Annotated in this window: 23 protein-coding genes and 1 riboswitch; of the genes, 10 read left to right on the top strand and 13 right to left on the bottom strand. The window is 59.0% G+C overall.

The window, feature by feature from the left end; genetic code table 11:
- Positions 1 to 29: 29 nt before the first annotated feature.
- A complete protein-coding gene (rhlE, locus tag M2433_RS07305) occupies positions 30 to 1,409 on the bottom strand; it encodes an ATP-dependent RNA helicase RhlE (RefSeq protein ID WP_429053330.1) in 1,380 nt (459 codons plus the stop codon).
- 205 nt (positions 1,410 to 1,614) lie between these two features.
- On the opposite strand from rhlE, the gene cecR reads away from it, so the two are divergent.
- The 5 genes from cecR to M2433_RS07280 are packed head-to-tail and all read left to right on the top strand — an operon-like array spanning position 1,615 to position 7,255.
- Positions 1,615 to 2,292, top strand: a complete 678-nt coding sequence (gene cecR, locus M2433_RS07300) for a transcriptional regulator CecR (RefSeq protein WP_429053331.1) — start codon at positions 1,615 to 1,617, stop codon at positions 2,290 to 2,292.
- Positions 2,289 to 3,284: a secretion protein HlyD gene (gene hlyD, locus M2433_RS07295; protein WP_429053332.1), complete on the top strand. Its 996-nt coding sequence runs from the start codon at positions 2,289 to 2,291 to the stop codon at positions 3,282 to 3,284. Before cecR ends, hlyD begins: the two co-directional genes overlap by 4 nt.
- The gene (locus M2433_RS07290; protein WP_429053333.1) at positions 3,277 to 5,016 is read left to right on the top strand and encodes an ATP-binding cassette domain-containing protein; all 1,740 of its coding nucleotides are present in this window, start codon (positions 3,277 to 3,279) and stop codon (positions 5,014 to 5,016) included. Before hlyD ends, M2433_RS07290 begins: the two co-directional genes overlap by 8 nt.
- Positions 5,006 to 6,139: an ABC transporter permease gene (locus M2433_RS07285; protein WP_059310735.1), complete on the top strand. Its 1,134-nt coding sequence runs from the start codon at positions 5,006 to 5,008 to the stop codon at positions 6,137 to 6,139. Before M2433_RS07290 ends, M2433_RS07285 begins: the two co-directional genes overlap by 11 nt.
- 9 nt (positions 6,140 to 6,148) lie before the next feature.
- Positions 6,149 to 7,255, top strand: coding sequence for an ABC transporter permease (locus tag M2433_RS07280; protein ID WP_182946564.1), 1,107 nt, complete (start codon positions 6,149 to 6,151; stop codon positions 7,253 to 7,255).
- On the opposite strand, the gene M2433_RS07275 is transcribed toward M2433_RS07280, so the two are convergent.
- Positions 7,217 to 7,627, bottom strand: a complete 411-nt coding sequence (locus tag M2433_RS07275) for a YbhQ family protein (protein ID WP_014883088.1) — start codon at positions 7,625 to 7,627, stop codon at positions 7,217 to 7,219. The genes M2433_RS07280 and M2433_RS07275 overlap by 39 nt on opposite strands.
- Positions 7,628 to 7,760: 133 nt before the next feature.
- Here M2433_RS07275 and M2433_RS07270 point away from each other — a divergent pair, with 133 nt between their 5' ends.
- The 3 genes from M2433_RS07270 to M2433_RS07260 are packed head-to-tail and all read left to right on the top strand — an operon-like array spanning position 7,761 to position 10,719.
- Positions 7,761 to 8,522: an endonuclease/exonuclease/phosphatase family protein gene (locus M2433_RS07270; protein WP_429053334.1), complete on the top strand. Its 762-nt coding sequence runs from the start codon at positions 7,761 to 7,763 to the stop codon at positions 8,520 to 8,522.
- Positions 8,519 to 9,757 (top strand): cardiolipin synthase ClsB, encoded by a 1,239-nt coding sequence (clsB, locus tag M2433_RS07265; RefSeq protein WP_047347025.1) that lies wholly within the window; start codon positions 8,519 to 8,521, stop codon positions 9,755 to 9,757. Before M2433_RS07270 ends, clsB begins: the two co-directional genes overlap by 4 nt.
- Entirely contained in the window at positions 9,757 to 10,719 is a 963-nt protein-coding gene (locus tag M2433_RS07260) for a lysylphosphatidylglycerol synthase domain-containing protein (RefSeq protein ID WP_429053335.1), read from the top strand. Before clsB ends, M2433_RS07260 begins: the two co-directional genes overlap by 1 nt.
- Before the next feature lie 105 nt (positions 10,720 to 10,824).
- Here the strand turns inward: M2433_RS07260 and M2433_RS07255 are convergent, their stop codons facing one another.
- From M2433_RS07255 to moaA, 6 genes are all read right to left on the bottom strand, one after another.
- On the bottom strand, positions 10,825 to 11,532 hold the full coding sequence (locus tag M2433_RS07255; protein ID WP_047347027.1) for a Bax inhibitor-1/YccA family protein: 708 nt from the start codon (positions 11,530 to 11,532) through the stop codon (positions 10,825 to 10,827).
- Between the two features lie 64 nt (positions 11,533 to 11,596).
- Entirely contained in the window at positions 11,597 to 12,049 is a 453-nt protein-coding gene (gene moaE / locus M2433_RS07250) for a molybdopterin synthase catalytic subunit MoaE (RefSeq protein ID WP_429053336.1), read from the bottom strand.
- Position 12,050: 1 nt separating this feature from the next.
- Positions 12,051 to 12,296, bottom strand: a complete 246-nt coding sequence (gene moaD, locus M2433_RS07245; protein ID WP_008501143.1) for a molybdopterin synthase sulfur carrier subunit — start codon at positions 12,294 to 12,296, stop codon at positions 12,051 to 12,053.
- Positions 12,289 to 12,774, bottom strand: a complete 486-nt coding sequence (gene moaC, locus M2433_RS07240; protein ID WP_429053337.1) for a cyclic pyranopterin monophosphate synthase MoaC — start codon at positions 12,772 to 12,774, stop codon at positions 12,289 to 12,291. The genes moaD and moaC overlap by 8 nt, the downstream gene beginning before the upstream one ends.
- A 3-nt stretch (positions 12,775 to 12,777) precedes the next feature.
- Positions 12,778 to 13,290, bottom strand: coding sequence for a molybdenum cofactor biosynthesis protein B (gene moaB, locus M2433_RS07235; protein ID WP_429053338.1), 513 nt, complete (start codon positions 13,288 to 13,290; stop codon positions 12,778 to 12,780).
- Positions 13,291 to 13,314: 24 nt separating this feature from the next.
- Positions 13,315 to 14,304, bottom strand: a complete 990-nt coding sequence (gene moaA, locus M2433_RS07230; protein WP_429053339.1) for a GTP 3',8-cyclase MoaA — start codon at positions 14,302 to 14,304, stop codon at positions 13,315 to 13,317.
- Positions 14,292 to 14,426: riboswitch (molybdenum cofactor riboswitch) on the bottom strand. Its footprint overlaps the gene before it by 13 nt.
- Positions 14,427 to 14,652: 226 nt before the next feature.
- Between moaA and yvcK the strand changes: the two genes are divergently transcribed.
- On the top strand, positions 14,653 to 15,561 hold the full coding sequence (gene yvcK / locus M2433_RS07225; RefSeq protein WP_252000675.1) for a uridine diphosphate-N-acetylglucosamine-binding protein YvcK: 909 nt from the start codon (positions 14,653 to 14,655) through the stop codon (positions 15,559 to 15,561).
- 74 nt (positions 15,562 to 15,635) lie between these two features.
- Here the strand turns inward: yvcK and uvrB are convergent, their stop codons facing one another.
- The gene (uvrB, locus tag M2433_RS07220; protein WP_429053340.1) at positions 15,636 to 17,651 is read right to left on the bottom strand and encodes an excinuclease ABC subunit UvrB; all 2,016 of its coding nucleotides are present in this window, start codon (positions 17,649 to 17,651) and stop codon (positions 15,636 to 15,638) included.
- A gap of 752 nt (positions 17,652 to 18,403) precedes the next feature.
- Between uvrB and M2433_RS07215 the strand changes: the two genes are divergently transcribed.
- A complete protein-coding gene (locus M2433_RS07215) occupies positions 18,404 to 19,126 on the top strand; it encodes an ABC transporter ATP-binding protein (protein ID WP_429053341.1) in 723 nt (240 codons plus the stop codon).
- On the opposite strand, the gene bioD is transcribed toward M2433_RS07215, so the two are convergent.
- The 4 genes from bioD to bioB are packed head-to-tail and all read right to left on the bottom strand — an operon-like array spanning position 19,089 to position 22,716.
- Positions 19,089 to 19,790, bottom strand: a complete 702-nt coding sequence (gene bioD / locus M2433_RS07210) for a dethiobiotin synthase (RefSeq protein WP_429053342.1) — start codon at positions 19,788 to 19,790, stop codon at positions 19,089 to 19,091. The two genes, M2433_RS07215 and bioD, sit on opposite strands and share 38 nt — an antisense overlap.
- Positions 19,783 to 20,538 (bottom strand): malonyl-ACP O-methyltransferase BioC, encoded by a 756-nt coding sequence (bioC, locus tag M2433_RS07205; RefSeq protein ID WP_429053343.1) that lies wholly within the window; start codon positions 20,536 to 20,538, stop codon positions 19,783 to 19,785. Before bioC ends, bioD begins: the two co-directional genes overlap by 8 nt.
- Positions 20,522 to 21,679, bottom strand: coding sequence for an 8-amino-7-oxononanoate synthase (gene bioF, locus M2433_RS07200; protein WP_429053344.1), 1,158 nt, complete (start codon positions 21,677 to 21,679; stop codon positions 20,522 to 20,524). The genes bioC and bioF overlap by 17 nt, the downstream gene beginning before the upstream one ends.
- Entirely contained in the window at positions 21,676 to 22,716 is a 1,041-nt protein-coding gene (bioB, locus tag M2433_RS07195) for a biotin synthase BioB (RefSeq protein ID WP_429053345.1), read from the bottom strand. Before bioB ends, bioF begins: the two co-directional genes overlap by 4 nt.
- Between the last annotated feature and the right edge of the window lie 19 nt (positions 22,717 to 22,735).

Below are 22,735 nucleotides of genomic sequence, written 5' to 3'. Positions count from 1 at the left end.
AAGCCCGGCTTTACGACCGGGCTTCCAGATTACTGCGGGTTAGCAGGTTTACGCGGGCGGCGTCGGCGCTGCCCTTCCCCTGCCGGCTTGCCTTCGCCGCTGCGCCACGGGTTTTCGCCGGCGGGTTTAGCATCGCTGTTGCGACGCGGAGGTTTGCCCGATGACTTCGGCGCACCGCCATCAGCACGACGCGGCTGCTGACCGCGACCGCCGCCGCCCTGACCGCGACCACCCTGACGACCATTCTGAATCGGCTCCGCCTTAATGGACGGATCCACTTCGTAGCCCGGGGTTTCGATGCGCGGAATCTCTTTCTTCAGCAGGCGTTCGATATCGCGCAGCAGCTTGTGTTCATCCACGCAGACCAGAGAGAGCGCCTCGCCGGTTGCCGCCGCGCGGCCGGTACGGCCAATACGGTGAACGTAGTCTTCCGGCACGTTAGGCAGCTCGTAGTTCACCACGTGCGGCAGCTCTTCAATATCCAGGCCACGGGCGGCAATATCGGTCGCCACCAGCACGCGGATGTCGCCAGACTTGAAGTCCGCCAGCGCACGGGTACGCGCGCCCTGGCTCTTGTTGCCGTGGATCGCCGCGCTGCGGATGCCGTCTTTGTTCAGCTGCTCCGCGAGGTGGTTAGCGCCGTGCTTGGTGCGGGTAAAGACCAGCACCTGCTGCCAGTTGCCCTGACCGATCATCTGGGAGAGCAGTTCCCGCTTGCGCTTTTTATCAACAAAGTGAACGTGCTGCGTCACCTGCTCAGAGGCGGTGTTGCGACGCGCCACTTCCACTTCCAGTGGGTTATGCAGCAGCTTTTCCGCCAGCGCCTTGATCTCATCGGAGAAGGTCGCGGAGAAGAGCAGGTTCTGACGGCGCGCAGGCAGCTTGGCCAGCACGCGACGAATATCGTGGATGAAGCCCATGTCAAGCATGCGGTCGGCTTCGTCCAGTACCAGAATTTCAACCTGATCCAGCTTAACCGCGTTCTGGTGTTCCAGATCCAGCAGACGGCCCGGCGTTGCCACCAGCACGTCCACGCCGCCACGCAGCTTCATCATCTGTGGGTTGATGCTGACGCCACCGAAAACTACCAGCGAGCGAATGTTGAGATAGCGGCTGTAGTCACGCACGTTCTCACCAATCTGCGCGGCCAGCTCACGGGTAGGAGTCAGGATCAGGGCACGAACCGGACGACGGCTTTTGGCGTGCGGCTGGTTTTTTACCAGCAGTTCCAGCAGCGGCAGGGTAAAACCGGCGGTTTTGCCGGTACCGGTCTGGGCGCTCGCCATCAGGTCACGGCCCTGCAGAACGGCAGGAATAGCCTGCTGCTGGATTGGGGTTGGCTCAACGTAGCCCTGCTCTGCGATCGCGCGCAGAATTTCCGGGTTCAGGCCAAGGGAATCAAAAGACATAAAAACTCCGAACCGCCCCGACCATCACAGGTGTAGTTTTCAGGGAGATATAACGAATAGGGGAGGACAAAAACCACAATGTCGCGAAGGGGCGGAGTGTAGCAGCTTTTGTGACGTGGCGCATAAAATATCCCTCAGTTCCCTCGACGAGGGCGAGAAACAGGCATAGTCTTAATCAATCGATTGATTAATTTTTAATGCCGCTATGAATACGACCCCGACGACATCAAAAGGTGAACAGGCCAAAAGCCAGCTTATTGCCGCCGCGCTGGCGCAGTTTGGCGAGTACGGGCTACACGCGACCACGCGGGATATCGCGGCGCAGGCCGGGCAGAACATTGCGGCCATCACCTACTATTTTGGCTCAAAAGAGGATTTGTATCTCGCCTGCGCCGAGTGGATCGCCGATTTTATCGGCACGCAGTTTCGCCCACACGTTGAGGAAGCCACCGCGTTGCTCAGCCAGCCGTCGCCCGATCGCGAGGCCGTTCGGCAGCTTATTCTCAAGGCCTGCCACAATATGATCCGCCTGCTCACGCATGACGATACGCTAAACCTGAGCAAGTTTATCTCCCGCGAGCAGCTCTCCCCCACTGCCGCCTATCAGCTGGTACACGATCGGGTCATTGACCCGATGCATACCCACCTGACCCGGCTGATCGCCGCCTGTACCGGGCAGGATGCCAACGATACCGAAACAGTTTTGCATACCCACGCCCTGCTGGGTGAAATCCTGGCCTTCCGCCTGGGCCGGGAAACCATCCTGTTACGCACCGGCTGGACACAATTTGATGAGGATAAAGCCGCGCAGATTAGCCGGGTCATCACCTGTCATCTCGATCTGATCCTGCAAGGCCTAACGCAAAGGAGCCTGAAGTCATGAAAAAACCTGTCGCCATCATTCTGGTGGTTGTTGTTTTACTTGCTGCGGGAGTCGGCGGCTGGCTGTGGTATCAAAGCCACCAGGACCGGGGCCTGACCCTGTACGGTAACGTTGATATTCGCACGGTGAACATGAGCTTCCGCGTCGGCGGGCGTCTCGCCTCGCTGAACGTTGACGAAGGCGATGCCATCAAAACGGGGCAGACGCTGGGTATGCTGGACAAAGCGCCCTTTGAAAATGCACTACAGCAGGCCAAAGCTGGCGTCTCCGTCGCCCAGGCACAGTATGACCTGATGCTGGCTGGCTATCGCGATGAAGAAATTGCCCAGGCAGCGGCTGCGGTCAAACAGGCGCAGGCGGCCTATGACTACGCGCAGAACTTCTATGCCCGCCAGCAAGGGCTGTGGAAAAGCCGCACCCTTTCCGCTAACGATCTGGAAAATGCCCGTTCCTCGCGAGATCAGGCGCAGGCGACGCTGAAGTCTGCCCAGGACAAGCTGAGCCAGTACCGCACCGGTAACCGCCCGCAGGATATTGCCCAGGCCAAAGCCAGCCTTGAACAGGCGCAGGCGCAGCTGGCCCAGGCGGAACTGGACCTGCACGACACCACCTTAATCGCCCCGTCTGACGGCACGCTGATGACCCGCGCCGTGGAGCCGGGCAGCATGCTCAGCGCGGGCAGCACCGTCTTAACGCTCTCCCTGACCCGCCCGGTGTGGGTACGCGCTTACATTGACGAGCCGAACCTCGGGCAGATGCAGCCGGGCCGCGAATTGCTGCTCTATACCGATGGTCGTCCGGACAAGCCGTATCACGGCAAAGTGGGCTTTGTCTCCCCTACCGCCGAATTCACCCCGAAAACGGTTGAAACACCGGACCTGCGAACCGACCTGGTGTATCGCCTGCGCATCATCGTGACCGATGCGGACGACGCGCTGCGTCAGGGTATGCCCGTAACCGTAACAGTCAGCGACGGGGAACGACATGAATGACGCGGTTATCCAGCTCCACAATCTGGTCAAACGCTTTAAGGGAATGGACAAACCGGCCGTCGCGCCGCTGAACTGCACCATCCAGAAAGGCTACGTGACCGGGCTGGTCGGCCCGGACGGCGCGGGCAAAACCACGCTGATGCGCATGCTGGCCGGTCTGCTGAAGCCGAATGAAGGATCGGCCCGCGTGCTCGGGCTTGACCCGATCGCGGATGACGGTGCGCTCCACGCCATGCTCGGCTATATGCCGCAGAAGTTTGGCCTGTATGAAGATCTGACGGTGATGGAAAACCTGAACCTGTATGCCGATCTGCGCAGCGTCACCGGCGAAACCCGACAGAAGACCTTCGCCCGCCTGCTGGAATTCACCTCACTTGGCCCGTTCACGGACCGGCTGGCGGGCAAGCTCTCCGGCGGGATGAAGCAGAAGCTGGGCCTGGCGTGCACGCTGGTGGGCGAGCCGAAGGTCCTGCTGCTGGATGAGCCCGGCGTGGGCGTTGACCCGATTTCTCGCCGTGAACTGTGGCAGATGGTGCACGAGCTGGCAGGCGACGGGATGCTGATCCTCTGGAGCACCTCCTACCTCGACGAAGCCGAGCAGTGCCGGGACGTGCTGCTGATGAACGAAGGCGAACTGCTCTATCAGGGCGAGCCGACAACGCTGACGCAAAGCATGGCCGGGCGCAGTTTCCTGCTGCATAGCCCCCAGGAGTCCAACCGCAGGCTGCTTCAGCGGGTGCTGAAACTGCCGCAGGTAAGCGACGGGATGATTCAGGGCCGCTCGGTGCGGGTGATCCTCAAAAAAGAGGCCACCGTCGACGATATTCGCCGTGCGCCGGGCATGCCTGAGATCGAAATGGAAGAGACGGCGCCGCGTTTTGAAGATGCGTTTATCGACCTGCTGGGCGGCGCGGGCACGTCGGAATCCCCCCTCGGCGCCATCCTGCACACGGTGGACGGTACGCCGGGCGAAACGGTGATCGAAGCCAGGTCCCTGACCAAGAAGTTCGGGGATTTCGCCGCCACCGACAACGTCAATTTTGCGGTGAAGCGCGGCGAGATTTTCGGCCTGCTCGGGCCGAACGGCGCGGGAAAATCCACCACCTTTAAGATGATGTGTGGCCTGCTGGTTCCCACCTCCGGCAAGGCGCTGGTGCTGGATATGGATCTGAAAGTCAGCTCCGGCAAGGCGCGCCAGCATCTGGGCTATATGGCGCAGAAGTTCTCCCTGTACGGCAACCTGACCGTCGAGCAGAATCTGCGCTTTTTCTCCGGCGTGTACGGCCTGCGCGGGCGGGCTCAGAGCGAAAAAATCCGCCGCATGAGCGACGCCTTTGGGTTAACCAGCATTGCCTCCCACGCCACCGACGAGCTGCCGCTCGGCTTTAAGCAGCGGCTGGCGCTGGCCTGCTCGCTGATGCACGAGCCCGATATTCTTTTCCTTGACGAGCCGACATCCGGCGTTGATCCCCTCACCCGCCGCGAGTTCTGGCTGCATATCAACAGCATGGTGGAAAAAGGCGTGACCGTGATGGTCACCACGCACTTTATGGACGAGGCGGAGTACTGCGATCGCATCGGGCTGGTGTACCGCGGCAAGCTGATTGCCCACGGTACCCCGGACGACCTGAAAGAGCAGGCCGCCGACGATGAGGTTCCGGACCCGACCATGGAGCAGGCCTTTATCACCCTCATCCACGACTGGGATAAGGAGAATGCTCATGCGCAATAACGCGATTTCGTGGCGCAGGGTACGCGCGCTGTGTATCAAAGAGACGCGTCAGATCGTGCGCGACCCCAGCAGCTGGCTGATTGCGGTGGTGATCCCCCTGCTGCTGCTGTTTATCTTCGGCTACGGGATCAACCTCGACTCAAGCAAGCTGCGGGTCGGGATATTGCTGGAGCAGCAGAGCGAAGAGGCGCTGGACTTCACCCACGCCATGACCGGCTCGCCCTACATCGACGCCACCATCAGCGATAACCGCCAGGAGTTAATCCAGAAAATGCAGGCCGGGAAAATTCGCGGGCTGGTGGTGATCCCGGTGGATTTCGCCGCCAATATGGCGCGTGCCGGAGCCGATGCCCCGATCCAGGTCATTACCGACGGCAGCGAGCCGAACACCGCAAACTTCGTGCAGGGCTACGCGGAGGGGATCTGGCAGCTGTGGCAGATGCAGCGGGCGGAAGATCGGGGCGAAGAATTTAAACCGCTGATCGACGTGCAGACGCGCTACTGGTTTAACCCGGCCGCCATCAGCCAGCACTTTATTATTCCGGGCGCGGTGACCATCATCATGACGGTCATTGGCGCGATACTGACCTCGCTGGTGATCGCCCGCGAGTGGGAGCGTGGCACCATGGAGGCCCTGCTTTCAACCGAAGTGACGCGCGTCGAGCTGCTGCTGTGCAAACTTATTCCCTACTACTTCCTCGGCATGCTGGCGATGCTGCTCTGTATGCTGGTGTCAGTCTTTATCCTCGGCGTGCCGTACCGCGGCTCGCTGGTCGTGCTGTTCTTTATCACCAGCCTGTTTTTACTCAGCACGCTGGGCATGGGGCTGCTCATCTCCACTATCACCCGCAACCAGTTTAACGCCGCGCAGGTGGCCCTCAACGCCGCTTTTTTACCGTCGATCATGCTGTCCGGGTTTATCTTCCAGATAGACAGCATGCCTGCCGCAATCCGCGCCGTGACCTATGTTATTCCGGCCCGCTACTTTGTAAGCACGCTGCAAAGCCTGTTCCTGGCGGGGAATATTCCGGTGGTGTTGATTATCAACACGCTGTTTTTGATGGCGTCTGCGGTGATGTTTATTGGGTTGACGTGGATGAAAACCAAACGGCGTCTGGATTAAGGAGCGAACATGTTTCACCGTTTATGGACATTAATACGCAAAGAGCTGCAGTCTCTGCTGCGCGAGCCGCAGACGCGCGCCATTCTGGTCTTGCCGGTGCTGATCCAGGTTTTACTGTTCCCGTTTGCCGCCACCCTTGAGGTGACCAACGCCACCATCGCCATTTACAACGAAGACAACGGCAAACATTCCGTCGAGCTGACGCAGCGCTTTGCCCGAGCGAAGGCCTTTACCCACATCCTGCTGCTGAAAAGCCCGCAGGCGATCCAGCCCACTATCGACACCCAAAAAGCCCTGCTGCTGGTGCGGTTCCCGGCGGATTTCTCCCGTAATCTGGACACCTTCCAGACCGCGCCGATGCAGCTGATCCTCGACGGGCGTAACTCCAACAGCGCCCAGATAGCGGCCAACTATCTGCAGCAGGTGGTGAAGGATTACCAGCAGGAGCTGATGGAGGGTAAACCTAAACCCAACAACAGCGAGCTGGTGGTGCGTAACTGGTATAACCCGAACCTGGACTACAAGTGGTTTGTGGTGCCGTCGCTGATCGCCATGATCACCACCATCGGGGTGATGATCGTCACCTCTCTCTCCGTTGCCCGCGAGCGCGAACAGGGCACGCTGGATCAGCTGCTGGTTTCCCCGCTCGCCACCTGGCAAATCTTCGTCGGTAAAGCGGTGCCGGCGCTGATTGTCGCCACCTTCCAGGCCACCATCGTGCTGGGCGTGGGTATTTGGGCCTATCAGATCCCTTTCGCCGGTTCGCTGGCGCTGTTTTACTTCACGATGGTGATTTACGGACTGTCGCTGGTGGGGTTTGGGCTGCTGATCTCGGCGCTTTGCTCGACGCAGCAGCAGGCGTTTATCGGGGTGTTCGTCTTTATGATGCCCGCCATCCTGCTCTCGGGGTATGTCTCGCCGGTGGAGAATATGCCGGTATGGCTCCAGGATCTGACGTGGATAAACCCGATTCGCCACTTTACGGATATCACCAAGCAGATCTATCTGAAGGATGCGAGTCTGGATATTGTCTGGGGAAGTTTGTGGCCGCTACTGGTCATCGCGGCCACGACGGGCTCAGTGGCGTACGCGATGTTTAGACGCAACATTGCGTAGCTTTTTCTCTTTGGTCAGCAATGAGACCACCGCAGGCCCTGCAAGAATAGCCAGACCCGCCAGGGCCAGCAGCAGGTTGTTTTGCAGCACCCGCGACAGCAGCCAAAGCACAATCATCGCGGCCCCAAAGTACCAGGTGGTGGTGAGCTCTTCGAGCACATCGCCCACCTCGCGCCAGCGCGCTTCATGGTGACGCTGTAAGAACAGCATCGACAGCACGGTGACGCCATAAAGGACGCATAGTCCCAGGCCAACACGCACCAGCGTGCCGCTCATCCAGCCCATCACCAGTACGGCCACGACCAGTAAATGCAACATTATCTGCCAGCAACTCAGGCCAGTTGCGACACGAACACGTTGTTGCCACTTCATGGCTTCTCTCCTGAAGGATTTTTCTCTGCTTAATCAGACTACCGCACTTTACGGAAAATTCCGTAACGCCGCATCTTTTTGTGACGCCGACTACACTTTATTTTCATTGGGATAGTCACTCAGGAAGGAGCTTATGACGAAAAAAATGCAGCATTTCTCGCTTAAGGTGCTGACGATAAACATTCATAAAGGCTTCACAGCATTTAACCGCCGCTTCATTTTACCGGAGCTGCGCGACGCGGTGCGCACCGTTAGCGCGGATATTGTCTGTCTGCAGGAAGTGATGGGCGCGCACGAAGTGCATCCGCTCCACTTTGAGAACTGGCCCGACACGCCGCACTATGAATTTCTGGCCGACACCATGTGGAGTGATTACGCCTACGGCCGCAACGCGGTCTATCCGGAAGGGCATCACGGCAACGCGGTGCTGTCCCGTTACCCGATTGAATATTACGAAAATCGCGACGTTTCCGTCGGGGAGAGCGAAAAACGCGGGCTGCTTTACTGCCGCATTGCGCCGCCCGATCTTGCCCTTCCCATCCATGTCGGCTGCGTTCATCTCGGCCTTCGCGAAGCCCATCGTCAGGCGCAGCTGAACATGCTGGCCGAATGGGCCAATGCGCTTCCCGAAGGTGAACCGGTGGTGGTGGCCGGCGATTTCAACGACTGGCGACAGCGGGCAAACCATCCGCTGAAGGTGGATGCCGGACTGGAGGAGATTTTCACCCGGGCGAACGGCAGGCCTGCGCGCACCTTCCCGGTCCGTTTCCCGCTGCTTCGGCTTGACCGGATCTATGTGAAAAACGCCCACGCCAGCAGCCCGACCGCCCTGGCGCTCCTCAACTGGCGGCATCTTTCCGACCATGCCCCGCTCAGCGCGGAGATCCACTTATGAAATGTTCCTGGCAGGAAGGCAACCGGATCACGCTGCTGGTCAACGGGGATGAGTACTACCCGGCCGTATTTAAAGCGATTGATAACGCTCAGCAGAAGGTGATCCTCGAAACCTTTATCTGGTTCGAAGACAACGTTGGCAAGCAGCTGCACAGCGTGCTGCTGCGCGCCGCCCGGCGCGGCGTCAAAATTGAAGTCCTGCTTGATGGCTATGGCTCGCCGGACCTTAGCGATGCGTTCGTCAATGAACTGACCGCCGCGGGCGTGGTGTTCCGCTACTACGATCCCGGCCCTCGCCTGCTCGGCATGCGTACCAACCTTTTCCGCCGGATGCACCGCAAAATTGTGGTGGTGGATGAGACGGTGGCGTTTGTCGGCGGCATTAACTACTCCGCTGAACATATGTCCGACTACGGCCCGGAAGCGAAGCAGGATTACGCCATTCGCATTGAAGGCCCTGTGGTTCAGGACATCTTGCTGTTTGAGCTGGAGAACCTGCCGGGTAAAGAGGCCGTTCGCCGCTGGTGGAAACGCCGCCATCGCCCGGAAGAGAACCGGAAGCCCGGCGAAGCGCAGGCGCTTTTCGTCTGGCGAGATAACGGCGAGCACCGGGACGACATTGAACGGCATTATCTTAAGATGCTCGCCAACGCGAAGCGCGAGGTCATCATCGCCAACGCCTACTTTTTCCCGGGCTATCGCCTGCTGCATGCCATGCGCAATGCGGCCCGGCGCGGCGTGCGCGTGAAGCTGATTGTGCAGGGCGAGCCGGATATGCCCATCGTCAAAGTCGGGGCGCGGCTGCTGTATAACTACCTCGTGAAGGGCGGCGTACAGATTTACGAATATCGCCGTCGGCCGCTGCACGGCAAGGTCGCGCTGATGGACGATCACTGGGCCACCGTGGGCTCCAGCAACCTCGATCCGCTGAGCTTATCCCTCAACCTTGAAGCCAACCTGATCATTCACGATCGCCAGTTTAATCAGACCCTGCGGGATAACCTGCAGGCGTTAATCGTCAACGACTGCGTGCGCGTGGATGAATCCATGGTTCCCAAACGCACCTGGTGGAACCTCGGCATCAGCGTGGTAGTGTTCCACTTCCTGCGTCACTTCCCGGCGATGGTCGGCTGGCTGCCGGCGCACACGCCGAAGCTGGCGCAGGTGGACCCGCCGGTACAGCCCGAAATGGAAACCCAGGACCGTATTGAAGCGGAAGACGGAGGCAAACCCTGATGTCGAAATCACATCCGCGCTGGCGGCTGGCAAAAAAGATCCTGACCTGGCTGTTTTTCATCGCCGTTGCGGTTCTGCTGGTGGTCTACGCGCAGAAGGTTGACTGGGAAGAGGTGTGGAAAGTTATCCGCAACTATAACCGGATGGTGCTGCTGGGCGCGACAGGGCTGGTTATCGTGAGCTATCTGATGTACGGCTGCTATGACCTGCTTGGCCGCGCCTACTGCGGCCACAAGCTGGCCAAGCGTCAGGTGATGCTGGTGTCGTTTATTTGCTATGCCTTCAACCTGACCCTGAGCACCTGGGTCGGGGGGATTGGCATGCGCTATCGCCTTTACTCGCGCCTGGGGCTGCCTGGCGGGACGATTACGCGCATTTTTTCCCTGAGCATCACCACCAACTGGCTGGGCTATATTCTGCTTGGCGGGGTGATATTTACTGTCGGCGTGGTACAGCTGCCCGCGCACTGGTATATCGACGAAACCACGCTGCGCATACTGGGCATCGTACTGCTGCTGATTATCGCCGTGTATCTCTGGGCCTGCGCGTTTGCAAAGCGCCGCCATATGACCATCAAAGGGCAAAAGCTGGTATTGCCTTCGTGGAAGTTCGCGGTGCTGCAGATGGCCGTCTCCAGCGCCAACTGGATGGCGATGGGGGCGATTATCTGGCTGCTCATTGGTGAAGACGTGAATTACTTCTTCGTGCTGGGCGTGCTGCTGGTGAGCAGTATCGCGGGCGTAATTGTGCATATTCCGGCGGGGATCGGCGTGCTGGAAGCGGTGTTTATCGCACTGCTTGCGGGGGAGCATGTCTCTCAGGGAACGATTATCGCCGCCCTGTTGGCATACCGCATGATCTATTACTTCCTGCCGCTGGCGCTGGCAACGGTCTGTTATCTGGTGCTGGAGAGTCGGGCGAAGAAGCTGCGGGCGAAGAACGAAAAGGTAATGGCGAAATAAAAGCAAAACGGCAACCTTGTTGCCGTTTTTAGTGTTTGTTCCCTCTCCCGTGGGAGAGGGTCAGGGTGAGGGCACCAGACCGCACCACCACCCGGCAAAACAACCTTAACGTCGATTGCCTAAAATCCGCAGCAGCATCAGGAACAGGTTGATGAAGTCCAGGTACAGCGTCAGCGCGCCCAGGATCGCGTATTTGCGCAGGTTTGAACTGTCGCGTACGTCAATCTGCTCGCCGATGTTTTTCAGCTTCTGGGTGTCATACGCCGTCAACCCAACGAAGATCACCACCCCAATGTAGGTCACGGCCCACATCAGCGCTTCGCTCTTGAGCCACAGGTTCACCAGCGACGCCAGCACAATCCCGATCAGCCCCATAAACAGCATGCTGCCGAAGCCGCTCAGATCGCGCTTCGTGGTGTAGCCGTAGAGGCTCATCGCGCCGAACATCCCGCCGGCCACCACGAAGGTGCTGGCGATGGAGGAGTAGGTGTAAACGATGAAAATGCTGGAAAGCGTCAACCCCGTCAGCGCCGAATAGAGCATAAACAGGGTTGTTGCCATTCCGGCACTCAGCTTTTGCACCAGACCCGAGAGCACAAACACCAGCGCCAGCTGCGCGATGATCAGCCCAAAGAAGGTGATTTTGCTGGAGAAGATAAACATCATCAGCTCAGGCGTGTTCGCCGCATACCACGCGATAAATGCGGTAAGCAGCAGGCCGACCGTCATCCAGCCGTACACCTGAGCCATATACGTCTGCAGGCCGCTACGGGTCTGCTGTACTATTGAATCGGAACGCGGAAATCGGTCCATGATTCACTCCTGATTAAGATTAAGTGGATACTCACGTTAAGAGTAACACATCCACGTAAACCGACTACCAACGGCTGGCGGCCTGTTTATCGCTGTCGCGGGATTCAACCCACCGTTCACCTTCCGGTGTCGCTTCACGCTTCCAGAACGGCGCTCTGGTTTTGAGGAAATCCATAATGAACTCCCCTGCCGCAAACGCGCTGCTGCGGTGTGCGCTGGTCACCCCGACGAAGACAATCTCCTCGCCGGGCCACATCTCACCGATGCGGTGAATCACCGTGACGCGGCCAAGCGGCCAGCGGCCCCGAGCCTCATCGACAATCTCCGCCAGCGATTTCTCGGTCATGCCCGGATAGTGCTCCAGCGACAGCGCCTTCACGCTGTCGCCGAGGTTGTGGTTGCGCACCTTGCCGGTGAAGGTCACGACCGCGCCATCTTCGTCACGCTCCGCCAGCCAGCTGTATTCTGTCCCGACGCTGAAGCGCTCGGGACCGACCAGAATTCGGGTCTCAGCCATCTTAACCCCCCGTTACCGGTGGGAAGAAGGCCACTTCATCCCCCGCCTTCAGCGGATGCGTGAGTTCCACCAGCGTCTGGTTAACGGCGGCCAGCAGCTTGCCTTCGTCCAGCGCCAGCGCCCAGCGGTCGCTTTGTGCCGCCAGATGCGCGCGCAGGGCAGCGACGTTTTCGAAGGACGCATCCAGCGTCAGGCTGTCGGTATTGACCAGCTCGCGCACCTGGGCAAAAAAGAGCACCTTAATCATGGCTGTCCACCTTAAAATCACCGGATTTGCCGCCGCTTTTCGCCAGCAGGCGCACCGGGCCAATGACCATATCTTTCTGCACTGCTTTGCACATGTCGTAGATGGTCAGCGCGGCGACGGAGGCCGCCGTCAGCGCTTCCATCTCAACGCCGGTCTTCCCGGTTAAGCGGCAGAGTGACTCAATGCGCACGCGGCTGTGCTCCGGCTGCGCCTGCAGGTTCACTTCCACCTTGCTCAGCATCAGCGGATGGCACAGCGGAATTAAGTCCCAGGTGCGTTTCGCGGCCTGAATGCCCGCGATGCGCGCGGTCGCAAACACGTCACCCTTGTGGTGACTGCCGTCAATAATCATCGCCAGCGTGTCCGGCAGCATAGTGACGAACGCTTCGGCGCGCGCCTCGCGCACCGTTTCCGCTTTGGCGGAAACGTCCACCATATGCGCTTCGCCAGCGGCGTTAATGTGGGTCAGTTGAGACATAGCTTATTTCTTTAAATGGGGATGGAAGTTACATGGACGGGTACGGGCATCCAGCTGCGGGGCGATAATGTTTTCCCACGCGGTACGGCAGGCTTTAGTCGAGCCCGGCATAGCGAAAATCAGCGTGTTGTTTGCCACGCCCGCCACCGCGCGCGACTGCAGCGTGGAGGTACCAATCTCTTCAAAGGAGAGCATACGGAACACTTCACCGAAGCCTTCCACTTCGCGATCGAACAGCGGGAGCAGCGCTTCGGGCGCCTGATCGCCTGGGGTAAAGCCGGTGCCGCCGGTAATCAACACCACCTGCACCTCATCACTGGCGATCCACTGCGAAACCTGCGCGCGAATGGCGTAGCGGTTTTCTTTGACGATCGCCTTATCGACAACCTGATGTCCCGCGTCATGGGCCGCCTCGCGCAGCCAGTGGCCGGAGGTATCATCCTCTTCGCCACGGCGGTCGGAAACGGTAAGAATGGCAATACGTGTCGGGATAAATTCTGCGCTTACCTGACTCATCTTCTGATTCCCTCTTAAGCCTGATTACCCGCCAATGTAGGACAGGTTCTGAGTAATGCCGGTGTTGCCCTGATGCAGGAAGTGGGTCTGTTTTTTATGCGTCAGAGCCTCTGAGATACGCGCTTCAAGCGCGCTCTGCTGGGCATCATCTTTCAGCAGATCGCGCAGTTCGACGCCGCCGTCGCCGAACAGGCACAGATGCAGCTTGCCCACGGAGGAGACGCGCAGACGATTACAGCTGGCGCAAAAGTCTTTCTCATAGGGCATGATCAGCCCGATTTCCCCGTCGTAGTCCGGGTGGCAGAAGACCTGAGCCGGGCCGTCGCTGCGCTGGCGAATCTGATGGATCCAGCCGCGCTTCAGCAGCTCGTCGCGCAGCACCATGCCGGAGATGTGATGGCGGCGGAACAGCTCACTCCCCTCGCCCGTCTCCATCAGTTCGATAAAGCGCAGTTGAATGGGGCGGGATTTGATCCACGCCAGGAAGGTGTCCAGCTGATGATGGTTGACGTCGCGCATCAGGACCGTGTTGACTTTGACCTTCTCGAACCCGGCGCTAAACGCCGCGTCGATGCCGTCCATCACCTGGCGAAATTTATCCTGGCCGGTAATGGCGTGAAACTGGCGGGCATCCAGGCTGTCCACGCTGACGTTGATGGCGGTCAGGCCGGCATCACGCCAGGCGGCCACGTCGCGGGCCATACGGTATCCGTTGGTGGTTACCGCAATCTGGCGGATACGCTCGTTTTCACGCACGGCGGCAATGATGTCGGGAAAATCGCGACGCAGCGAAGGTTCACCGCCGGTCAGACGCACTTTTTCGGTGCCGAGCTCAGAGAAGGCGCGCGTGACGCGGCGCACTTCATCCACGGAGAGAAAGCCGTTATTGGTGACGCTGCCCGGTTTGTAGCCGTCGGGCAGGCAGTAGGTGCAACGGAAGTTGCACACGTCGGTAATCGACAGACGTAAGTAATAAAACTTACGCGCGAAAGCATCAGTAAGTTGTGAAGCCATGTACACCTTTCCAGATATGGGAGGCACAGTCATTTCTTTCTGTACCCTGGTGGCATATTCGCCACGGCCAGAGCGCCATATCTTTCGACACAGGCACAAAGGCTAGAGTGTATGTTTTCAAATTTGAAAACGTGGTTATGGCGATAGTAGCGCGTAAATCCACTCTTCGCTATTCTCGCTTAACGCTATATAAACAACTACATAACGACATGATTGTGTATTTTCACTACAGAATACGCAAAAACAGCATCTTCGCATTGATATGCGTCATTTTGCGTCCGGTGAGGCATCGTCTTTTAGGGGTAGTTAGGGTAGTGTTACGCACATTGAACGTGATAAGGAATATGTATGCGCAATCGCACTTTTGCGGATCTTGACCGTGTGGTCGCACTCGGCGGAGGCCACGGTCTGGGCCGGGTGATGTCCTCTTTGTCTTCACTCGGCTCAAGGCTGACAGGGATCGTGACCACAACGGATAACGGCGGCTCTACGGGGCGCATCCGACGTGCAGAAGGGGGGATCGCCTGGGGCGATATGCGCAACTGTCTGAACCAGCTGATTACCGAACCGAGCGTTGCATCCGCAATGTTTGAGTACCGTTTCGGCGGTAATGGAGAACTTTCCGGGCATAACCTCGGAAATTTAATGCTTAAAGCTCTGGATCACCTGAGCGTGCGCCCGCTGGAAGCCATCAATTTGATACGAAATCTGCTGAAAGTGGATGCGTTCCTGATCCCGATGTCTGAGCAGCCGGTCGATCTGATGGCCATCGACGCGGAAGGTCATGAAGTTTACGGCGAAGTGAATATCGATCAGCTCATTCTGCCGCCGAAAGAGCTGATGACCTACCCAAGCGTTCCCGCCACGCGCGAAGCGGTTGAGGCCATTGCTGAAGCGGATGTGATCCTGATCGGTCCGGGCAGTTTTTACACCAGCCTGATGCCCATTTTGCTGGTGAAAGAGCTGGCCCAGGCGCTGCGCCGCACCCCTGCCCCGATGGTCTATATCGGTAACCTGGGCCGTGAACTGAGCCCGGCAGCCGCAAGCCTGTCGCTGGCGGACAAGCTGAGCCTGATGGAGCAGTACGTCGGGAAGAAAATTATCGACGGCGTGGTGGTGGGACCGAAAGTCGACGTGTCCGGGATTGGGGATCGTCTGGTGGTGCAGGAGCCGCTGGAGGCCAGCGATATTAAATATCGCCATGACCGCCATCTGCTGCGCGAAGCGCTGGAGAAGGCGATTCAGGCGCTGGGTTAGGCTCGTCTTGTGCGGCCTGATGCCCTCACCCCGGCCCTCTCCCACAGGGAGAGGAAGAAAACACGCCGCTTTAGCTACGACGCGGCGATGAAAAGATCCCGCAGCTGATGGAGCTGGTCGCGGATCTGCGCCGCCTCTTCGAACTCCAGGTTCTGCGCGTGCTGCATCATCTGTCCTTCCAGCTCGTGGATTTTCTGCTGCAGCGCTTTCGGCGTCAGCACGACGGTATCTTCTTCCACCACTGAACGCGCCTTGCCGCGGCCTTTCGTTTTGGTCTTCGCAATGTTCTGACCCAGCGCCAGAATATCGACCACCTTCTTGTTCAGCCCCTGCGGAGTAATGCCGTGCTCTTCGTTGTAGCGCTGCTGTTTCTCGCGACGGCGCTCCGTTTCGCCAATCGCTTTCGCCATCGACGGGGTGATTTTGTCACCGTACAGAATCGCTTTGCCGTTGACGTTACGCGCGGCGCGGCCAATGGTCTGGATCAGAGAGCGCTCAGAACGCAGGAAGCCCTCTTTATCGGCATCCAGGATCGCCACCAGCGAGACTTCCGGCATATCCAGACCTTCTCGCAGCAGGTTGATCCCCACCAGCACGTCAAACTCGCCCAGACGCAGGTCGCGAATAATCTCCATTCGCTCCACGGTATCGATATCCGAGTGCAGATAACGCACCTTCTCGCCGTGCTCTTCGAGGTACTCGGTCAGGTCTTCCGCCATGCGCTTGGTGAGCGTGGTCACCAGCACACGCTCGTTGATGGCGGAACGGGCACGGATCTCGGAAAGCAGATCGTCCACCTGCGTCGCCACGGGACGCACCTCGATAATCGGGTCCAGCAGCCCGGTCGGACGCACCACCTGGTCAACCACGTCCTCGCCGGATTTTTCCAGCTCGTAGTTGCCCGGGGTCGCCGACACGTAGATGGTCTGCGGGGCCAGCGCCTCGAATTCTTCAAACTTCATCGGACGGTTATCCAGCGCCGACGGCAGGCGGAAACCGTACTCCACCAGCGTTTCTTTACGCGCGCGGTCACCGCGATACATCCCGCCAATCTGCGGGATAGTGACGTGGGATTCGTCGATCACCAGCAAACCGTCTGCAGGAAGATAGTCAAACAGCGTCGGCGGTGGCTCGCCCGGCCCGCGGCCGGAGAGGAAACGGGAATAGTTTTCGATGCCGGAGCAGTAGCCCAGCTCGTTCATCATCTCCAGATCGAACTGGGTACGCTGGCTCAGGCGCTGCTCTTCCAGCAGCTTGTTGTTCGCCAGCAGCACCTTACGGCGGTCTGCCAGCTCCACTTTAATCTCTTCCATCGCCTGCACGATACGCTCGCGCGGCGTCACGTAGTGCGTTTTCGGGTAGATGGTGAAACGCTGAATCACCGACTCAATGTGCCCTGTCAGCGGGTCGAACAGCGAGAGGCGCTCGACCTCTTCGTCAAACAGCTCAACGCGCAGCGCCATATCGTCCGATTCCGCCGGGAAGATGTCGATCACCTCACCGCGCACGCGGAACGTCCCGCGCTGGAAGGCCTGGTCGTTACGGGTGTACTGCAGCTCCGCGAGACGGCGCAAAATCGCCCGCTGATCGATGATCATCCCCTGCGTCAGGTGCAGCATCATCTTCAGATACAGATCCGGGTCACCCAGACCGTAGATAGCGGAAACCGATGCCACGACGACCACATCGCGACGCTCAAGCAGCGCCTTCGTGGCTGAAAGACGCATCTGCTCAATGTGCTCGTTTACCGAAGCATCTTTTTCAATGAAGGTGTCGGAGCTCGGGACATAGGCTTCGGGCTGGTAGTAATCGTAATAGGAGACGAAATATTCCACCGCGTTGTCCGGGAAGAACTCTTTCATCTCGCCGTAAAGCTGTGCGGCCAGGGTTTTATTGGGCGCCAGCACCATCGTGGGGCGCTGGAGGTCAGCGATCACGTTAGCAATGGTAAACGTTTTGCCGGAACCGGTTACCCCCAGCAGCGTCTGGTGTGCCAGCCCATCTTCCAGCCCCTCTTCCAGACGGCGGATGGCCTCGGGCTGATCCCCCGAAGGACGGAAAGCAGAATTCAATTTGAACGGTTTACTCATGGGCGACAACCTGATGACGTTATAAGCGGCAGGTGAGTAATTTTACTCGTTGTGGCCAGGAATGCCAGTAAAAAACACTGGATGAAAAACCAGTAGCATGTCACGATATTTAGAGTAGCGCCTGAATGATTAGCGCGATAGCGGCCAAAATTTCGACTGTGACAACATAAAACACCAGTCAGGACAGGTTATCCCCAGAACTTTTTCTTTTTTAACATTTGTCAAGCCAGGTAATGATAGTTTTATGGCTACGGGTGACACTTTCATGACGGGAATTGCTTTTATCTAACCAGTTAAATAATAAACGATATTTTCTAAAGCCGCGTTTCGCGCCAATTTGGGCGAAAGCCGCGTCTCCTCTCGCTTATCGCGTGTTTTCTAACTCTAATGCACATGGTTATCCACAGGAATAGTGGATAACTGCTTCCAGCCCATACAGACTGGCGCTCGGCAAATTCCCGGATTTTCCCACGAACCGGCAGGAAAAAATTTTTATAGCTATTTTTTGATGATTAACAGTTGAGTCATTCATAACCAATCGACGAGATCTTGCTCACATTTTCATCATTTCTGGCCCTGCACCACAACTCACCACCGCCGGCACCGTCGATGTGCAATCCCTCTGGTTTTATACCGCTCTCCTGTAACTTATTCCTAAAAAAGTCGCTTTTTTAGTCACTTTGCGCTTTGTGGCAGGGGTTTTGCACAATCCAGAACGTGCCTCACCTACACACATTTTTAAGGAGAGAAAGATGTTGAGTCTGCGTGCAGTGAACCAGTTTTACGGAAGCCAACATACGCTATGGAACGTGGATTTAGATTTTCCGCAAGGGATGTGTACAGGCGTTGTTGGCCTGCCGGGAATGGGGAAAACCACCCTCATGAATTGCATCGCCGGGAAAGTGCCCGTCGAAAGCGGTACCATCATCTGGCATGAGGCAGGCGCGCCGCCGCGTGATTTGCTAAGCCAGGTGCCAGAACAGCGGACGGGGCCGGGGATTGGCTATGTCCCGCAGGACAGGCGGATCTTCTCCCAGCTGACGATTGAGGAGAATTTGCATATCGCCATGCGGGCGATGGGCAAGCCCGACGCGGAAGCAAAAAGTGAGGTTTACGACCTGTTCCCGGAGCTCTACGCGCTGCGTCAGTCCCGGGGCAATACCCTTTCGCCAGACGACCAGTACCAGCTGGCCCTGGCCAATGCGCTGGTAAACCGTCCGCGGATGCTGATTCTGGACGAGCCCCTGCACGGCGCAGGTCACGGTTTCGCCCATAAGCTGGGGCAGCTGCTGGTGCGCTTAAACCGAGAGCTCGGGATGACGGTGCTGCTGGCTGAACAGCAACTGTCGTTTATTCGCCGGTTCGCGGATCGTTTTTGCATGCTTTATCGCGGGCGTAACGTGGCCCATGGCCACGTTAACGAACTGGACGATGAGCTTATTGCCCACTGGATGTCGCTGGAAGCAAGGCGCTGAGGTCAAGATAGCGCCCGGTTTCGGCACGTTCGGCATCCTCCGCAAGCCACGGGATCTCCCCGAGGAATGGGGCAGGAAGAACCCGCTTGAGCGTTGCCAGGTACTCCTGATGCCGCTTGCCGGGGGCAACCACGTCGTTAGCTATCCAGCCCGCCAGGCGCAGCCCTGCCTGCGAAACGGCCTGCGCGGTCAACATGGCATGGTTGATACAGCCGAGCTTCACCCCTACGACCAGAATGACCGGGAGCTGCTCGCGCTGCACCCAGTCGGCAAACGTCTGCTCCTGCGAGAGCGGCGTAAACCAGCCGCCTGCGCCCTCCACCAGAACCCAGTCCGCCTGGCTTTCCAGCGCGCGTAATCCGGCAGAGAGCACGGCGAAATTAATGGGACGACCTTCGTCGGCGCTGATGATGTGCGGCGACGTGGGTTCGGCAAAGGTATACGGATTCACCGCTGAATAGGCGAGCTCAAGCGTGCTGTTCCGCTGGAGCGCCAGCGCGTCGGTGTTGCGTAACCCTTCCGCCGTCATCTCGCTGCCGGAAGCTACCGGCTTATACCCGGCGGTATTTTTCCCAAGCTTTCGCGCCGCCTGCAGCAGCGCCGCGCTGGCAACCGTTTTACCCACTTCCGTATCCGTTCCGGTGACAAAATAGCGTTCAGTCACGTTCGATAACCCCATGAAAAAGTTGATAAGAGAGCGGGAAATGTCCCCGTTCCTGCGGCCAGGCCAGCTCCAGACGCTGCAATTGACCCCGGGTGAGCGGTTTTTTCTCGCGCCCGGTATGCAGATGCGTGGCGCCTATGCCCTTCAGCGAGCGCATGGCGCTGAGCGCGTCGCTGAAATTGAGGGTGATGGTCTGAACCGCGCTGCGATAGCGCCGACCTGCCAGCGCCTGAGTGACCCGCTCGTGTGATAAAAACCGGTTGGCGTGCGGCTGGCGATCTACCGCCCTCCAGGCCTGATTCAGCTCCGGTAACGAGCTTTCCAGCAGCGTGGTAAACGCCACGCTCCCGCCCGGGCGCGCCACGCGATAAAGCTCGCTTAAGGCCTGCGGCAGGCTGCTGCACCATTGCACGGCGAGATGGCTCCAGACCAAATCGAATTGCGCGTCCGCCAGCGGAATCGCTTCGATATCCGCGACCAGATAGCGGTGTGCAGCCTGCTGCTGACGTGCCTCCGCAAGCATGTCGGATGACAGGTCGAGAGCCGTAACATGGCTTCCCGCTTCGCGCCAGTAGCGGCTATTCCCGCCGGGACCGCACCCGGCGTCCAGTACCTGGCTAAAACGCGTTTCACCGAGCAACGCCAGCAGCCCCTCTGCGCTCTGACGCTGAAGCTCATCGTGCCGGGAATAGCTGCGCGCGGCACGGCCAAATGCCGCCGCAATGGCCTGCTTATTGACTGGCGACATGCAGCGCCTCCAGAAGGGCATCAATATCCTCTGCTTCGTGCGCCGCCGTGAGCGTCAGGCGCAGGCGGGCAGTACCCGGCGGCACGGTGGGCGGACGAATGGCCGTCACCCACATTCCCCGCTCGCGCAGCGCGTGCGCCAGCGCGAGCGCCAGGCTGTTTTCACCGACGATCGCCGGCTGGATCGCACTCTGCGAATCGGTGCTCCGGAAGGGAAGCTGCGCCAGGCCCTGGCGAAAACGCTGAATATGGTCAGCCAGACGCGCCCGGCGTTCATCGCCTTCTGCGCTGCGGATCACCGCCAGGGACGCTGACAGCGCCACGGCCTGCGCGGGCGGCATGCTGGTGCTGTAGATCAAATGCCGGGCAAACTGCAGCAGATAATCGGCGACGGGCTCGCTGCACAGCACGGCGGCGCCGCTCACGCCAAAGCCTTTGCCGAAGGTGACAATCAGCAGCTCCGGCTTCACGTTTTGCAGATGCGCGCTGCCGCGCCCTTCGTCGCCCATCACGCCAGTGCCGTGGGCATCATCAACCAGCAGCCAGGCGTTTTGCCGCTTTGCGGCGTCGTGCAGCGCGGCAAGCGGCGCGCTGTCGCCATCCATGCTGAACACCCCTTCCGTGACCGCCAGCTGCTGCCCGTTACAGGGCTTATCCAGCAGCGCAGCGAGTTGCCCCGCATCGTTATGGGCGAAGCGGCGCAGCTGAGCCGGGCTTAAATTTGCCGCCTCCAGCAGGGAGGCGTGGCTTAAGCGGTCGGCGACAATGCGGTCGTCCTTGCCCATCAGGGCTGCAATCACCGCCTGATTGGCCGCAAAACCCGAGATAAACAGCAGCGCGCGCGGGTAGCCCAGCCAGTCGGCAAGCGCCTCCTCCAGCGCCCGGTGCGCCGTGCTGTATCCGCTGACGTGCCCGGAACCGCCGCTGCCCACGCCGTATCGCTCCGCGCCCTGCTGCCAGGCGCGGATAATGGCCGGATGCTGGCTCAGCCCGAGATAATCGTTGCTGGAGAAGTTACAAAAACGCCGGTTCTCACGGGTAAGAAAACGGCCTGCGCCGTTTTCGACTACCCTGCGTACGCGAAACGCCTCTGCCGCCCGCCGCTCGTCGAGCGCGGAATGGATACGTGCCTCCCAGGTCATACGGCTGCCGCGTTGTAGAACTGGTCGGTGTCGGCGTTGAAAATTTGCTGTTCCAGCTGCTGCTGTTGCTCGTTATCGCCGGTCATAACCCCGGTCTGATGCGGGTTCAGCCCCAGCTTGCGGAACAGCTGAACGTCTTTGTCCTCTTCCGGGTTCGGCGTGGTCAGCAGCTTGCAGCCGTAGAAGATGGAGTTGGCCCCGGCCATAAAGCACATCGCCTGGGTCTGCTCGCTCATCTGTTCACGGCCCGCAGAGAGGCGAACATAAGAGGTCGGCATCATGATGCGCGCCACCGCGATGGTGCGGATAAAATCAAACGCATCCACGTCGTCATTATCCGCCAGCGGCGTGCCTTTGACCTTCACCAGCATGTTGATCGGCACGCTTTCCGGCGGGGTCGGCAGGTTCGCCAGCTGCAGCAGCAGACCTGCGCGGTCTTTCACCGTTTCACCTAAGCCCACGATGCCGCCCGAGCACACCTTGATCCCCGCGTCTCGGACTTTATCAAGCGTATCCAGGCGCTCCTGATAGGTACGGGTGGTGATGATGTTGCCGTAAAACTCCGGCGAAGTGTCGAGGTTGTGGTTGTAGTAGTCCAGCCCGGCCGCCGAGAGGCGCTGCGCCTGCTCGTCGTTCAGCGTGCCCAGCGTCATACAGGCTTCGAGGCCCATCTCCTTGACGCCCTTCACCATCTGCTCCAGATACGGCATGTCGCGATCGTGCGGGTTCTTCCACGCCGCCCCCATGCAGAAGCGGGTCGAGCCGGCGTTTTTCGCCTTGCGCGCGGAGTCGAGCACCTGTTCAACCTCCATCAGCCGTTCGGATTCCAGGCCAGTTTTGTAGCGCGCGCTCTGCGGGCAATATTTGCAGTCTTCCGGGCAGGCGCCGGTCTTGATCGACAGCAGCGTGCTGACCTGAACGTGGCGAGGATCGAAGTGCTGACGGTGCACCTGTTGGGCTTCGAACATCAGCTCAAGGAAAGGTTTATTGAATAATTCAGTAACTTGCGACATCGTCCAGCGTGCGTGGTGAGCCATTGGGCTTCTCCAAAGGGTT

Source organism: Enterobacter sp. AC1, from assembly GCF_050434705.1.
GTDB lineage: Bacteria > Pseudomonadota > Gammaproteobacteria > Enterobacterales > Enterobacteriaceae > Enterobacter > Enterobacter cloacae_L.
This window is presented reverse-complemented; position numbering and strand designations above follow the sequence as displayed.

Bases quoted from the DNA above. Each gene is read 5' to 3' on its own strand.
- rhlE (WP_429053330.1), bottom strand. From the start codon at position 1,409: ATGTCTTTTGATTCCCTTGGCCTGAACCCGGAAATTCTGCGCGCGATC.
- cecR (WP_429053331.1), top strand. From the start codon at position 1,615: ATGAATACGACCCCGACGACATCAAAAGGTGAACAGGCCAAAAGCCAG.
- hlyD (WP_429053332.1), top strand. From the start codon at position 2,289: ATGAAAAAACCTGTCGCCATCATTCTGGTGGTTGTTGTTTTACTTGCT.
- M2433_RS07290 (WP_429053333.1), top strand. From the start codon at position 3,277: ATGAATGACGCGGTTATCCAGCTCCACAATCTGGTCAAACGCTTTAAG.
- M2433_RS07285 (WP_059310735.1), top strand. From the start codon at position 5,006: ATGCGCAATAACGCGATTTCGTGGCGCAGGGTACGCGCGCTGTGTATC.
- M2433_RS07280 (WP_182946564.1), top strand. From the start codon at position 6,149: ATGTTTCACCGTTTATGGACATTAATACGCAAAGAGCTGCAGTCTCTG.
- M2433_RS07275 (WP_014883088.1), bottom strand. From the start codon at position 7,627: ATGAAGTGGCAACAACGTGTTCGTGTCGCAACTGGCCTGAGTTGCTGG.
- M2433_RS07270 (WP_429053334.1), top strand. From the start codon at position 7,761: ATGACGAAAAAAATGCAGCATTTCTCGCTTAAGGTGCTGACGATAAAC.
- clsB (WP_047347025.1), top strand. From the start codon at position 8,519: ATGAAATGTTCCTGGCAGGAAGGCAACCGGATCACGCTGCTGGTCAAC.
- M2433_RS07260 (WP_429053335.1), top strand. From the start codon at position 9,757: ATGTCGAAATCACATCCGCGCTGGCGGCTGGCAAAAAAGATCCTGACC.
- M2433_RS07255 (WP_047347027.1), bottom strand. From the start codon at position 11,532: ATGGACCGATTTCCGCGTTCCGATTCAATAGTACAGCAGACCCGTAGC.
- moaE (WP_429053336.1), bottom strand. From the start codon at position 12,049: ATGGCTGAGACCCGAATTCTGGTCGGTCCCGAGCGCTTCAGCGTCGGG.
- moaD (WP_008501143.1), bottom strand. From the start codon at position 12,296: ATGATTAAGGTGCTCTTTTTTGCCCAGGTGCGCGAGCTGGTCAATACC.
- moaC (WP_429053337.1), bottom strand. From the start codon at position 12,774: ATGTCTCAACTGACCCACATTAACGCCGCTGGCGAAGCGCATATGGTG.
- moaB (WP_429053338.1), bottom strand. From the start codon at position 13,290: ATGAGTCAGGTAAGCGCAGAATTTATCCCGACACGTATTGCCATTCTT.
- moaA (WP_429053339.1), bottom strand. From the start codon at position 14,304: ATGGCTTCACAACTTACTGATGCTTTCGCGCGTAAGTTTTATTACTTA.
- yvcK (WP_252000675.1), top strand. From the start codon at position 14,653: ATGCGCAATCGCACTTTTGCGGATCTTGACCGTGTGGTCGCACTCGGC.
- uvrB (WP_429053340.1), bottom strand. From the start codon at position 17,651: ATGAGTAAACCGTTCAAATTGAATTCTGCTTTCCGTCCTTCGGGGGAT.
- M2433_RS07215 (WP_429053341.1), top strand. From the start codon at position 18,404: ATGTTGAGTCTGCGTGCAGTGAACCAGTTTTACGGAAGCCAACATACG.
- bioC (WP_429053343.1), bottom strand. From the start codon at position 20,538: ATGTCGCCAGTCAATAAGCAGGCCATTGCGGCGGCATTTGGCCGTGCC.
- bioF (WP_429053344.1), bottom strand. From the start codon at position 21,679: ATGACCTGGGAGGCACGTATCCATTCCGCGCTCGACGAGCGGCGGGCG.
- bioB (WP_429053345.1), bottom strand. From the start codon at position 22,716: ATGGCTCACCACGCACGCTGGACGATGTCGCAAGTTACTGAATTATTC.